Consider the following 13,415-nt stretch of genomic DNA (forward strand, 5'->3'; position numbering starts at 1 on the left):
CCTGCCATCATATTGATGACACATGGATAACTAAATTATACACAGATGAAAAATCTTTTGAATGTATTTATTGCAGTTGTATTACTTATAGGTATTATTGGCTGCAAAGACAAGATTAATGGGATTGAGCTTGATGCTCCTACTATTGCGATCAAAGCACCTGGACTCATTTTTGCTGACGATGCTATTCATGTTTCTGTTACAACAGATTCTGTAATGGTATTTGATTATACTATTAATGCTAAGGCTAAGATTCAGCAGTTTAAACATGCCGTAGACGGTGATGAAAAAATCATTCCGGAGGGAAAGGGCCTGGATGAATATCATGGTCAATTAACTGTCGATGTTCCAGCTGAAGACAAGGTTATTGCTGTAAAACTTGAGGTGTTGGATGCAAATAACCGTGTATGTGAGAAATCATTTTCGATAATTGTTAAAGAAAAAATGATTCTTGTATCTGAAACTTCGGTATCTGGAGGTACTCCTGAGCTTTCCTGGAGCGCTTTAACAGGATTGGGGGATCAAAAACTCATAACACTTACAAGTAACATACATCAGTTAACCCCGCCAAACAAATCTATATGGTTGGGCTTTGGCGAAGGATGGTTGTATGAGCAGCCCAATGGAACTTCTTTTCCTACTACGATTACTTCGGGTAGCGAGCAATGGGTTATTGAGGGTGTTGACCGACGTTTTGTTCACATTGATGAACAAGGATATCGATGGGCACGATCCATACTAAAACCAAATGGTGCTGCTAATCCAGCAGGGGCTGGTAGCATCAACTGGGATACAGGATCCATTATAGGGCCTGGAGAGTTCACGTTTATGTACTCGGTATCTCGCTGCGAAGCAGGAATAAATCCTGGCGCCACTTTCCAGTGGAAGCAGGACCGGGTGCGTGCGGATAAAAATCTAAATGGGAATGATTGGAATTCGGCTTACATAACGGAGACGACACCTAGGTTTAACGGGCCGCGAATGTTAGGATATAGAGGCGATGGTGCTAAAAGTTGTAGTACCCCTGCACCACAGCATCAGGGACTTGTCCACCGTTTTGGCTGGCTATGGAAGCAGAACACACCTGATCTGGAGGACGGGCTAGCGAAAACTTTCCTTCTGGATGCCAATCATTCTTCCATGGTTGTACACACTCCAAAGAACTCTAGCAATCAGGTGCAGAATGATGTGGTAAAGTCGGCATTCCCGGAACGTGCCAGATGGGTTCTGTGGCAAGATTACATAGGTAATAATGACGACGTAGACAAAGCCGCTGACATAGAAATCCTGCGGACTGATATGTACGTACAACGCGGTGGTGTGCTGATATTTCTTTCAAACGGAACAACGCCAGCAACTACCTCTATAGCAGTTCCTTTGAGATATGTCAGTAGTGATGCGGTCAATAACACGATTACCTTAAAGATGTGGAGCCAAGGATCGATCTCTTTTGAGGCTGCTAGCATTTTGCTTTTTGATGCTAATCTCAACTTTTTGAAAGGAGTGAGTCTTAACCCTTAAATTTATAATAGGTATGAATAATTTCAACATGATATGTACAATAGCCAGTTTTTTATTGGCGGCGTTTGTGAGCTGTAAAAAAAAGGACAATATTCTCGATAAAAAATCTGAGATGCCCTCCATTGCTTTTGCCGCACAAGGACATACGATATCTAACGGTGTGATTAATTTTCCGGTGATAAAGGAAACAACGATCACGATTGATTATACCGTGACGACATCATCAAAGATCAAACAATTTGTTCGGTCATTGAATGGTGAGCAACAACAGATTACTGCCGCTGTTGGATTGGAAGAATATAAAGGCCAATTGCTGGTAAATGTGCCTTATACGAGTAAAACAATATCCCTGCATTTGGAAGTTACGGATGAAGATCTGCAGACGACTAAGGAAGCGGTTTCCATTGTTGTCAATGCGTCCGGTGAATTTGTTATCAATGGTGATGTGCAGGTAACCGGTAGCGTAAATCAGGGGCAGGAGCTCATTATTTCAGGAACTGGATTTGGTAGCGGCCCGAATGTCATAATCTATGATGATTTTGAAGGGGGGGCGCACAATGATCCTATCCCCTTGACATCACCCTTGATCGGTACTTGGGCGGCAAAATCCACAGACTACATCGCCCGATACCATGAGTATGCATATTCGGGAAAAACTTCCTATTCTATGCAGGACGAGTTGGCACTGGTAGCACTGTATGGTGCAAAGCGCACATCGTTGAAAGTACGTTTTGCCAATACAAAGGAAGTTTTTCTTTCGTATCAAGTCAGCGTACCTCCTGGGAAATTTTTTCCAGGTGCCCCTTCCAGAGATCAATGGGGGGCAGCGAGTCATTGGAAACTGACCTGGTTGATGGATGGGGACAACGGGTTTCAGGATGAAAAGGCTGATCTATGCATTCCTACAAATGGTCAGGCAAAGGCACTTCAGATTGGGGGAAACACGGATAATATTGGATGGCTTGCAAGTCTGGATGAACTCTTCGATATCGATGGGTTTAATAGAATGACTGCATGGCTCAGGGCTGATCCGGTCAACTATCAAACGCAAGGGTACACCTGGGCTCAATGGCTGAGTGCGAAGACGGGTACGCCTTGGGTACGTGAGCATCATAAAGCTGTTTTTAATGGAGGGCCAGCTTCAGAAAAATGGAATCAAATTAATATTCCCGGTTGGTTTGGAAACAGCTTGGTAAATCCAGGAGGTGTATACGATGATGTATATGTAGCGACGGGACCGAATGCTCCCGCAAGGGTAGAAGTAGGTGATGCACCTGTTTATACAAACTGTACAAAATTGAGCATTTTGCCCTCCACTTCCTGGACTAATTCACAAATTAAAGTGATTGTAAAAACAAAAGGGGAGGGAACTATCTCTCAACAGTATCTTTTTATTTTTAATGGTAACAATCAACTAATTGCAGGTGGGATTACTATTCCCTAAAATATAAACAACGACAAAATTTATTTTGTCGTTGTTTTGTTTAATAAAATTTTAACATTAAAATATAAAAAATGATTATTCAAATGAGTCGTATTTCGATTGTTTTACTGGGAATCGTTGCCCTGATTAGTAGTTGTGGGAAAAAAGTTCAAAGCTTTGATGTTGATAAAGAACTAGCTAAGGCGATGAAGCAATATGAGGTCATGCTGGCTGCCCATCCCGATACCACGAAAATACCTCATTCTTTAAATCACGATGGAAGCTATCACGATAAGCCTTCGGAATGGTGGGGAAGTGGTTTTTTCGGAGGTACTCTGTGGTATCTGTATGAATATAGTCAGGATCAGAAATGGAAAGACGCCGCTCACCTATGGTCAATGGCGGTAGCCAAGGAACAGTATAATACTACTACCCACGACCTAGGCTTCATGGTGTTTTGTCCATTTGGGAAAGGTTATCAGTTAACGGGCGATTCGACCTACTTAAATATCCTCATGCAAGGGGCAAAGTCCCTATCCACACGCTTCGATGCTAATCGAGGGGTTATTAAATCTTGGGATTCGTTTCGTGACTATGATTTTCCGGTGATCATCGACAATATGATGAATTTGGATTTTCTGTTTTGGGCTACAAAACATTCGGGAGACAGTTCGTTTTATAAATTGTCGGTCGAACATGCAGACGTTACCATGGCAAATCATTTTAGACCAGATCATAGTAGTTACCATGTAGTATGCTATGATGATTCAGGTAAGGCTTTAGCGCAAGTAACTCATCAAGGGTACAGTGACAGCTCTGCTTGGGCGAGAGGTCAGGCATGGGCATTATACGGTTATGTCGTGATGTTTCGTGAAACTGGTGACAAAAAATACTTAAACCATGCCATGTCAATTGCAGATTTTTACCTCAATCATCCGAATCTTCCGGCCGACAAAATACCTTATTGGGATTTCAACGCTCCAAAAATTCCTAATGAAGAGCGAGATGTTTCCGCCGCAGCTATTTTCAGTAGCGGGTTATTGGAATTGCAAGGTTATGTAGACAAGGAAACGGCAGATCGTTATGTTACCGAAGCACGTGAGATGCTTGTCAACCTGAGCCAAAAGCCTTATAGGACTGAGTACGGAGAAGCCGGTGATTTCTTGCTGAAGCATTCTGTCGGACATAAGCCTGGAAGCATTGAAGTTGATGTTCCGCTTATCTATGCAGATTATTATTACATTGAAGCGCTGCTACGTTATAAAAGCTTAAAATAAAAGGTTTTAAGATTGAATATCGATGGGAGCATTCTCGCAGACAATCCTTATCCTTGAAGTTACGTATGCAGTGATGGCGCTGTTTTTATCAGTAACCGCAACCCTAGTCGTAGCTTCCCTTTAAAAGGACATGATAGAATCCTGAAATCTGAGGTCTTACGGAGTTATATGCTTGTTAAATAAGTTTTAGTAGCAGGAAACTTGCGGCGATACTAAATTTCATCAGGAAAAACTGGGCAACAAGGGGACGGAAATTAAAAGGGAACAGATTAAGCAAAAAACGATAAAGAAATGTTTGTAAAGCTAAAAAAAGGACTTCTTTCACTAGGGCCAGGAATCATTACGGCGGCACTGGTATTTGGTCCAAGTAAAATGACTATCACCTCAAAACTTGGTGCAGATTATGGTTATAGTTTACTGTGGATTGTTATTGTCGCCATTTTTTTTATGAATATTTTTACCATGATGGGCGCAAGGATCGGCGTAGCAACACGGCAGTCCTTATTGACATCCATCCGGCAAAAATGGGGTAACACTGCAGCCGTTGCAATTGGGATGGGGATCTTTCTGGTGGCAACCTCTTTTCAGGCTGGTAACTCAGTAGGTGTAGGTATTGCGGTTGCTGAAGCAAGTGGCACTTCGGCTACACTGTGGATTATTGTATTTAATCTGCTGGGGATCAGTTTACTCTTTTTTAGGGCCTTTTATAAGGTGCTGGAAAAACTGATGATCTTTTTAGTGGCATTGATGCTTTTTGCTTTTGTAACCACTTTGTTTTTCGCCCGACCTAGTATTGGAGGAATTACCGGCGGATTAGTGCCTGAGCTTCCGGGAGGATCAACGGGATTGGTGATCGCTTTTTTTGCTTCCTGTTTCTCTATCGTCGGTGCTTTTTATCAAAGCTATCTGGTACAGGAACGCATCAAAATTAACCCTGAAATCAGGGAGAAAGGTAGTAGTAGCCTTACTGGAATAGTGATATTGGGACTCATGAGTGCTATCGTCATGATTTGCGCGGCGGCGGTACTGAATATCAAGGGAATTAAAGTTAACAATGCTTCAGATATGGCCAGGGCACTCGAACCGCTATTTGGCAGTGCCGCAGCTACCTTTTTTCTGATCGGACTTTTTGGGGCTTCCTTTTCTTCGCTGGTGGGTAATGCTACTGTAGGCGGTGTTTTGCTAGGTGACGCTCTAGGTAAAGGCAGCCAGTTGAACTCGAAGCCCGTTAAATTACTGATTGCCCTTGTCATGATATTTGGCGCTGCAATAGCCATTAAATTTGGTAAACTTCCACTGGAACTCATCGTTTTTGCACAAAGTGTAACCATTTTCCTGGTTCCTTTTATAGGTATAGCGATGTATGCCATTTCCAATGACCGAAAAATTATGGGTAAAGAGGTAAACACATGGTTTACCAAAATTTTAGCTGCACTAGGCTTGCTGATTCTCCTATTTCTTGCCTTAAGCAACATAAAAGAACTGTTTTTAAAATAAATTGATACACAGAAAATGACTGAACTAGAACAACTAGAACAAGAATTATTAAAGCCATCTGAAAGACTGATCGCTGATATAAAAAAAATTGAAGGAGATATCATGTTGCTTGGTGTAGGTGGGAAAATGGGACCAAGTATGGCTAAGTTAGCTAAATTGGCTGTAGACCAGGCAGGCCTGAAAAAAAGAATCATCGGCGTATCCCGCTTTTCTGATCCGTCGGCACGTGAAGAACTGGAAGCTGCGGGTATAGAAACCATCTCTGCGGATTTGCTGAATGAAGATGACCTTTCGGCTTTACCGGATGCAGCTAATATTATTTACCTTGCTGGTACCAAATTTGGCACTACAGGGAAAGAAGCTTTTACCTGGGCAATGAATGCCTATCTTCCCGGACGTGTTGCAGAACGCTATAAACACTCAAAAATAGTTGCGTTTTCAACAGGGAATGTATACCCTTTTACACAGGTAAGCAGCGGTGGATTTTCTGAAGATCATCCAGTAGCACCCGTAGGTGAATATGGTCAGTCTTGTCTGGGTCGGGAGCGGATCTTTCAATATTTCTCAGAAAAGAACCATACGCCAACTTTAATTTACCGACTTAACTATGCGATAGATCTACACTATGGAGTATTACTGGAAATCGCTAAATCGGTAAATGAAGGAAGGCCGATTGACCTGACCACAGGAAACGTTAATGTGATCTGGCAGGGCGATGCCAACGAAATTGCGATCAGATCTTTACTGCATTGCAGTACGCCGACTAAAATTCTTAACGTAACCGGACCTGAAACCCTTTCAGTAAAATGGCTGGCCGAACAATTTGGCCTGTTAATGGGGAGAACACCTTTATTTGAAAACGAAGTTCAACCTACCGCATTATTAAATAATGCTTCTGAAGCACATAAGCTGTTTGGTTATCCTAGAGTAACGATAAGGGAAATGATGGAGATGACGGTCAGCTGGTTACAGGGAGGTGGCAAAATTTCTAATAAGCCTACACACTTTCAGGAAAGGAAGGGACAATTCTAATGGCACAGCAACTTAAACCTGAACTGAAACAGTTCCTCGATGCCGGAACAATTATTCCCGCACATCCACTGGCTTTAACCGCAGATCGGAAGCTGGATGAAGCACAACAGCGCTTACTAACCCGTTATTATATGGCTGCGGGCACCGGCGGAATTGCCGTAGGTGTGCACAGTACCCAGTTCGAAATCAGGGATCCGGGAATAAATCTTTATGAAATTGTACTTAGACTAGCGGCCGAAGAAATAGATAAAGTCGGCTTAGACAGACCATTTATCAAAATCGCAGGTATCTGTGGTCCGACAAAACAGGCTGTAGAAGAAGCACAGACAGCGCTGAAGTATGGTTATGATATGGGCCTTTTGAGCATGGGTGGTTTACAAGGTTGGACAGAAGCTCAGATTTTAGAACGCGTAAAAACTGTGGCCGCAGTGATGCCGGTGTTCGGTTTTTATTTGCAGCCGAGCGTTGGGGGACGAATCTTTAGCTATGATTTCTGGTTGAAATTTAGCGAAATTGAAAATGTGGAGGCCATTAAGGTAGCCGCTTTCAACCGATATCAGACATTAGATGTTGTGCGGGCGATATGTAATTCTTCCAGAAGGGAGAAAATAGCTTTATACACGGGGAATGATGATAACATTGTTGCCGATCTGCTCAGCACCTATAGGTTTGAGGTAAACGGAGTAACTGTAGAAAAAGAGTTTATAGGCGGTTTACTAGGCCATTGGGCCGTATGGACAAAAGCCTCGGTGCAGTTGTTTGAGGAACTTAAAGCATGCAAGGCAAATGGCTATGCAAACATGGCGTCATTGCTGAGTAAAGGACTGCAGGTTACAGATATGAATGCGGCGATATTTGATCCTGCACATGCTTTTCATGGCTGTATTCCTGGTATCCATGAAGTACTAAAAAGACAGGGACTGCTAAAAGGTACCTGGTGTTTAAATCCTGATGAACAACTTTCTGATGGCCAGGCGGATGAAATTAGCAGGGTATGTAAGGCTTATCCTGGCCTTATTGATGATGAATTTGTAACGGATTTCCTTAAGCTAAATAAAAATTAAACATGAACAGATATCCAAGATGCGTGATGCTGATGAGCCTAAGCGCAGTCTTTTCCTTACTTGTTAAAGCTCAACCAAACGAATGGAATTGACTAACCGAGGTATGCAGGTACGTAAAGCAGTAATTCAGGGAAGGTTTTTCTTAATTGATAATAAAAGAAAGAACTGGGATTGACAGTTTGTCAGGTCATCCTTTTTTGAAAAGAACAAGAAAAACAGGGGTGTTAGGTAATTTTTTATAGTAAACTTCGCCATATTGATTGGACACCCCTTCAACTTCCTTTAATTTTAAAGAGTCCTTTATTCCATTTATACTAATATAATTGTTTAAAAGCCTGTTGTGTTTTCTAATTGGTATTTTTTTAAGGATTTATCTTGCAGATCAGTTATAAAATAGTTCTTCCTTGTCAAAACATGGCTAAATATCTGTGTTTGAAATCTGAAATTCAAAATAATCTCCTGTTAAAGCATTTTGAAATGATTGCTTTCGGAATTCTATATTGTTTTTTCGCGTCGTTTGGGTGGAATCCACCAACTTTGTAGTAAAGTAACACTTTTGTTCCAAAGCTTATTACGGTTGTTGCTGAGCAATTCCTAACGAAAGATCTCAAATTACTCCGTGTTTTTATGCTCATTATATCTAACCTCATCCCTGATTGTCAGTAATATTTTCCAATACGAAGCAGAGAATTCACTTGCTGGTTCAATAAAACCAATTAAATGCCCTACTGGTGTATTTAAACTTCCGCCAAAACTATTTTTAACAACGAAAAATAATTCTCCAATAAATCCTGATTTAGATACATCTCTCCAGTGCACTTCTTAATTTAGAATATTAGTGATATCTTTCATTTTAGGTCTTGGTGATTCGCAATTTGTTAGTTTTTTTTGGTGGCTGATGAGACTTTGGGCCATTTTTCTTTCGTTAGCTGATATTTATACTCATCTACTGTACCGCCGTCTACTGTTACATCATTTTGGGTAAGCGTAATAATAATTTTATCAAAATCAAGACCTGAGGATGGTAGCTTTACCGGCTTAATCAGGATTGGTACATTAGTTTTATGATTATAGCTGTATTGTTTTATCGCTTGTATGGTAACAGGTGATGACCATTTACCTTTAAAAACCAAGACAAAGTTCTTTTTCCTATAATCCATTTTTGCTTCGAGATATTGGAATTTAAAACGGGCAATTGAATCAGATTTATTTAAAGGTTTGAGTATAGCTACTGGAAAATCAATGGTTGCAGTCGAGTCCAGACTCAGGTTGAAGCGAGGGTTAAAGTGATCATCTATTTTGGCTTTCATACCACCCTGGAAAAACCTGGTGACTGCATAGAAACGTTCAATTTTTTCCATGGTTTTTACAGAATCCTTTTGTTCAATAAACGTTTTGTATATGGGGTTAATGCGTTTTAAACCGAATGTCTGAATGTAGTATTTAAGATATTGGTTGATATCTGCATATGCCTTTTCAGGAACTATAATGTTGGTTTTCATCTTTTTGTTCACCATTTCATTAAAGATCTTCAGTTTTTCAATTGATCCGTCTGACTCGATTTCATAATTTAGTGTATTGGCTATCATTTGACCCGGTGATAGTTTGAGCATTTTATAAGCTATATAGAAAAAGTCTTCGTTTGTCTGTGGAAGTTCATCGTAGCGCACTTTGCCGAGATAAGATCTTATTTGCTGCGTGAACAGTACACTGATTTTTTGAGAACGTGCGCTTGGTGGCGGAAGTGTTGCAAAGTTTAGCTGCATTCCATTAGTGCCATCAAGTGGCACCAGAACAGGATTTCTTCCACGAAGAGAAAAACTCAGAAAGTTGTTATCTCCATAAGTTGATGTACTATACTGCAAATTCGCAATGTATAATGGGCTGATAGATTTCTTAATCCACTCTTCTACTTTATTCATGTCGCAAGGCATTTCGGTACAACTGGATAGATTGAAAAGTAAGTCTAAAGTGTTTTGAGCTGATGCTTTGGCTCCACAGATAATAATTAAAATCAGTACAAAGAGCGTTCTTCTAATTTTCATAGTTCAAATCTAAAGAAAAACAAGTGTTAATTTTTATGATGTATCTTACTTATATATTGCTATGGACCAATATTTCACTGTTTATTTAAATAGATAGGTGGCGATGTATAGTGGAGGGATGTTTTCCAATAAATTGGAAAATCAATCAAATAATTAACAATAAATGTAAAAAATGTTTTTCTTAGAAGTCTATATTATTCTTTTAGAATTGTTAATTTCTTTTTGATTATTTATTAAGGTTTGTATATGTTTGCAATAGCACTTTAATCAATTATGTGATCTCATTAAACTTTACAGCTATGGCAAAAACCAATAAAGTGATTCAAGTCCAAAATATTGAAATATCCATTTCAAACCTCAATGACGATGATTACATTTCATTAACCGATATGGCAAAGGCCAAGGAGGGAGATGCCCGTGCAGCTGACGTCATTAAAAATTGGATTAGAACTCGCACGGCTTTGGAATTTATTGGTGTATGGGAGCAAATGAATAACAGTAATTTTAAAGTGGTCGAATTTGACCACTTTAAAATGCAGGCAGGTTTACCCAGCTTTGTATTAAGTCCTAGTCAGATAATTGAACAAACTAATGCCATTGGAATTTACGTTAAATCAGGAAGATATGGCGGAACGTATGCACATAAAGATATTGCCTTTGAGTTTGGTTCAGCAATAAGTGCAGTATTTAAGCTTTATCTAATTAAGGAGTATCAGAGGCTTAAAAATGAGGAAAATGACCGTCTAAGCTTAAACTGGAATTTTCACCGTACACTTGCAAAAGTAAACTATAGAATTCATACAGACGCAATTAAAGAGAAAATCATCCCATTAGAATTGACTAAAGAACAGTCTGCTGTAATTTATGCGAGTGAAGCGGATATGCTAAATGTTGCATTATTCGGTAAAACAGCTCAGCAATGGAAAAGTGACAATCGTAACCTAGAAGGTAATGTCCGTGACTATGCTACATTAGAGCAGCTTGTGGTTTTAAGTAATATGGAAAGCATCAATTCAGTTATGATCCATCAAGGTTTAGTCCAGAAGGAACGAATTATACAACTGAATCAAACAGCTATCATTCAACTTAGGTCTCTGTTAGGTAATAAGGAATTGAACAAATTACAAAATTCATAAATCCCAGGCTAGTCGGCAAAATTATTCTTTCTTTTGTGGTGGGATGTGTATGAGGAATTTATCGTAAGTAAAAGTCAATTCCGGTCAATGGGTTTTGGTTAAAAAATTTCTTTTCTTCGTGTGCTTCAAAAGCAAATCTAAACATCTGATTTGCTCTTTCGAGTTCTCCTTGTTTGGGTTGTGTAAAATAGCTTGTCGCTTTATTTCGCCATTGTTGTAGATAATCCAAACTTAATTGTCTTATATTTTCGTTCTCATCAATTGTCCCAATCATAATGTCTCCAATAGTGCTCCATTTGCCAACTTTGTTAAATAATTTGAGCATTGATTTCTTCAAGTCGTAGCTTCCGTTTTCATAAATTTCTCTTGCTTTTTGCAAAAAGTCTGATGATGCTGTGTTTGAAAAATACTCAATTACTACATTACGTATTCCGATGTATTCGCTATCCAAATTCTGTAAAGCAAAATCGTAGGCTTTGCTATTATTTAATTGTTTAAGAGCTAAAAATGCGGTCTTTCTCACTTTTATTTTTGTGTTTTTCAAGAATGGTATAAGGTTTTCTATAAACTGTTTTCCGTTTGTTTCAGCAAGTCCACTCAAAGAACCAATTATATTATTCTTGTTTAATAGATTATCGTTGTAGATTGTCGAAAAATCAGAAATGCTATCTTTTAAAGAATAACGAGCAAAGTCTCGAATAGTAGCCGAAATGTCTGAAAGAAAAGGAAACACTAAGTCTGGAAAATTTTCTTTGTTTTTCAACCTGTAAAGTGTCTGCATTCTAACTCTTGCTGATTTGTCAACTAAAAGATTGTCAATTTCAGATGGTGTGAATTTATCGAAATGGGATAGGGCGAAATTGCGAACTAAAAAATGCTTATCGCTTAAAAGAATTTTTAAATCTTCAAGATTAATTTTGTCCGAGTTTGCAATGTGTTTTGCAATTACAATTCGTGTTCTGTCAGTAAATGTTTTGAAGTTTTCAATTACAAAATTTCTGTTTTCTACAACCACAAAATTCATTATGTTGGTATAAACTGAACTTAAATCTGTTCTCTCTACCTTTTGCAGCCATTCAAAAATTGTCAAATTGTCAACGAGTGCATTTATAAATTCTGTTTTTTTGAAATTCTCAAGGCTTTTTAATGCAGTTAGTCGAACGGCTTGAACCCAATCGGCTAATCTGTAAACGATGAATTGAATTGCTTTTTCACTTTTGCTTTCAGCGAGTTTCTTAATAGCTTTTTCTCTTACATATCCATTGCTATTTAGTGTAGCAATCGAATATAGTGTTATGCAATCTTCATGTGAAAAAGTGTTGCTAAAAGCATCTATATCTGATTTTGAAATGTCGCAATGCTTTAAAGTATCGTAAAAGTCTTTTTTAGTTTCAATTTTTTTGAATAGTTGAGTTATTACTTTGCAAGTTTTTTGTTGAATTTCTTTGTTGTTGTCTTTGAGAAATGGAACTAGGTTTTGGATGGAACTCGGATAACCAAACTCCAAAATTTTTGTCAACGCAAGAAGTCGTTCTTCAACGTTGTCTTTTTTGAAAAGCCAACCTTGTTTTTTCTGTCCTAAAATTTGTATGTAGTTCCAAAGTCCCATACTTTTCTTTGTTGTGTCTTCATCGTGTTGCCACTAAACTTTCTTATACCAGCCATAAACATTCTTCAATGAAGTTATAAGTGGTTGTATTGGAGGCATAGATTTGCTGGTTTTGTATTGCTAATATATAAAATTAAGACCATCAAAGGTTTTTATTGTGTGCCGGGCATGGCAATCGACTATAGGGTGGGAATACATTATTCTTCTTTTATAGAACCATATTAGCGATATTAATAAGTTTACTATATTCGATTAACGGAATTCTGCGAACATGAGTATATTTAAAAAACTATTTGGTGGGGCTGACAAATTAGACAATCACTCAAGTAGCAAAAAGCTTAATCTTGAGAAACTACTTTCATCGGACGACGTGAATGGTAGCATAATTGAACTGGACAACTATATAGGTGAACTTTGCTCATACGGAGACGAAATGGAAAAGCTTACTGAACAACAAAAACAGTTTTATTATAATCAATGTTTGGAGAGAGAAATTAACAATGGAGGTTTTAATCAATATTTTTTTAATTCAAGTGGTAACTTCGCATATCTAACAGTTCTGTCTTTAAGGACAATTAAAGCAAATACAACTGCTGATATTTTACAAAAGGCCATTGACCAGTTCCCTAACAAGAAAGTTTCACCGGACAGAGCGGAACGCCAAGCGATTTTAGAACAAATTCAAGAGGTAGCCAACCCAACTTGGGAAGAACTTGACCAAAAATTCTTTGATTATGAAGACGACTTAAATTTGTTGAACATTGAATTTGTACGACAAAATAAAGACAATTTTTAACTTGATAAATAGAAG

Annotated in this window: 11 protein-coding genes; 8 read left to right on the forward strand and 3 right to left on the reverse strand. The window is 38.7% G+C overall.

What is annotated here, in order from left to right; translation table 11 throughout:
- Positions 1 to 45 precede the first annotated feature (45 nt).
- From WC623_RS15555 to WC623_RS15580, 6 genes are all read left to right on the forward strand, one after another.
- Positions 46 to 1,521 carry a hypothetical protein gene (locus WC623_RS15555; protein WP_372852676.1) on the forward strand — a complete coding sequence of 492 codons (1,476 nt, stop codon included), beginning with the start codon at positions 46 to 48 and terminating at the stop codon, positions 1,519 to 1,521.
- Between the two features lie 13 nt (positions 1,522 to 1,534).
- Positions 1,535 to 2,965, forward strand: a complete 1,431-nt coding sequence (locus WC623_RS15560; protein ID WP_372852678.1) for a hypothetical protein — start codon at positions 1,535 to 1,537, stop codon at positions 2,963 to 2,965.
- A gap of 71 nt (positions 2,966 to 3,036) precedes the next feature.
- Positions 3,037 to 4,221 (forward strand): glycoside hydrolase family 88 protein, encoded by a 1,185-nt coding sequence (locus WC623_RS15565; RefSeq protein WP_372852680.1) that lies wholly within the window; start codon positions 3,037 to 3,039, stop codon positions 4,219 to 4,221.
- Positions 4,222 to 4,512: 291 nt separating this feature from the next.
- On the forward strand, positions 4,513 to 5,718 hold the full coding sequence (locus tag WC623_RS15570; RefSeq protein WP_372852682.1) for an Nramp family divalent metal transporter: 1,206 nt from the start codon (positions 4,513 to 4,515) through the stop codon (positions 5,716 to 5,718).
- Positions 5,719 to 5,733: 15 nt separating this feature from the next.
- Positions 5,734 to 6,750, forward strand: coding sequence for an NAD-dependent epimerase/dehydratase family protein (locus tag WC623_RS15575; protein ID WP_372852684.1), 1,017 nt, complete (start codon positions 5,734 to 5,736; stop codon positions 6,748 to 6,750).
- Positions 6,750 to 7,814 (forward strand): dihydrodipicolinate synthase family protein, encoded by a 1,065-nt coding sequence (locus WC623_RS15580; protein ID WP_372852686.1) that lies wholly within the window; start codon positions 6,750 to 6,752, stop codon positions 7,812 to 7,814. Before WC623_RS15575 ends, WC623_RS15580 begins: the two co-directional genes overlap by 1 nt.
- Positions 7,815 to 8,426: 612 nt before the next feature.
- On the opposite strand, the gene WC623_RS15585 is transcribed toward WC623_RS15580, so the two are convergent.
- On the reverse strand, positions 8,427 to 8,633 hold the full coding sequence (locus WC623_RS15585) for a hypothetical protein (RefSeq protein ID WP_372852688.1): 207 nt from the start codon (positions 8,631 to 8,633) through the stop codon (positions 8,427 to 8,429).
- A 59-nt stretch (positions 8,634 to 8,692) separates the two neighbouring features.
- A complete protein-coding gene (locus WC623_RS15590) occupies positions 8,693 to 9,859 on the reverse strand; it encodes a hypothetical protein (RefSeq protein ID WP_372852690.1) in 1,167 nt (388 codons plus the stop codon).
- Between the two features lie 299 nt (positions 9,860 to 10,158).
- Here WC623_RS15590 and WC623_RS15595 point away from each other — a divergent pair, with 299 nt between their 5' ends.
- Positions 10,159 to 10,995, forward strand: a complete 837-nt coding sequence (locus tag WC623_RS15595) for a KilA-N domain-containing protein (RefSeq protein ID WP_372852692.1) — start codon at positions 10,159 to 10,161, stop codon at positions 10,993 to 10,995.
- A 58-nt stretch (positions 10,996 to 11,053) separates the two neighbouring features.
- On the opposite strand, the gene WC623_RS15600 is transcribed toward WC623_RS15595, so the two are convergent.
- Positions 11,054 to 12,604 carry a hypothetical protein gene (locus tag WC623_RS15600; protein WP_372852694.1) on the reverse strand — a complete coding sequence of 517 codons (1,551 nt, stop codon included), beginning with the start codon at positions 12,602 to 12,604 and terminating at the stop codon, positions 11,054 to 11,056.
- A gap of 271 nt (positions 12,605 to 12,875) precedes the next feature.
- Between WC623_RS15600 and WC623_RS15605 the strand changes: the two genes are divergently transcribed.
- Positions 12,876 to 13,400 (forward strand): DMP19 family protein, encoded by a 525-nt coding sequence (locus WC623_RS15605; protein ID WP_372852696.1) that lies wholly within the window; start codon positions 12,876 to 12,878, stop codon positions 13,398 to 13,400.
- Positions 13,401 to 13,415: the final 15 nt, after the last annotated feature.

The sequence above is a fragment of the Pedobacter sp. genome (assembly GCF_041645105.1).
Lineage (GTDB): Bacteria > Bacteroidota > Bacteroidia > Sphingobacteriales > Sphingobacteriaceae > Pedobacter.

Coding starts and splice junctions, on each gene's coding strand:
- WC623_RS15560 (WP_372852678.1), top strand. CDS start 1,535: ATGAATAATTTCAACATGATATGTACAATAGCCAGTTTTTTATTGGCG.
- WC623_RS15600 (WP_372852694.1), bottom strand. CDS start 12,604: ATGGGACTTTGGAACTACATACAAATTTTAGGACAGAAAAAACAAGGT.
- WC623_RS15595 (WP_372852692.1), top strand. CDS start 10,159: ATGGCAAAAACCAATAAAGTGATTCAAGTCCAAAATATTGAAATATCC.
- WC623_RS15555 (WP_372852676.1), top strand. CDS start 46: ATGAAAAATCTTTTGAATGTATTTATTGCAGTTGTATTACTTATAGGT.
- WC623_RS15590 (WP_372852690.1), bottom strand. CDS start 9,859: ATGAAAATTAGAAGAACGCTCTTTGTACTGATTTTAATTATTATCTGT.
- WC623_RS15580 (WP_372852686.1), top strand. CDS start 6,750: ATGGCACAGCAACTTAAACCTGAACTGAAACAGTTCCTCGATGCCGGA.
- WC623_RS15565 (WP_372852680.1), top strand. CDS start 3,037: ATGATTATTCAAATGAGTCGTATTTCGATTGTTTTACTGGGAATCGTT.
- WC623_RS15575 (WP_372852684.1), top strand. CDS start 5,734: ATGACTGAACTAGAACAACTAGAACAAGAATTATTAAAGCCATCTGAA.
- WC623_RS15570 (WP_372852682.1), top strand. CDS start 4,513: ATGTTTGTAAAGCTAAAAAAAGGACTTCTTTCACTAGGGCCAGGAATC.
- WC623_RS15605 (WP_372852696.1), top strand. CDS start 12,876: ATGAGTATATTTAAAAAACTATTTGGTGGGGCTGACAAATTAGACAAT.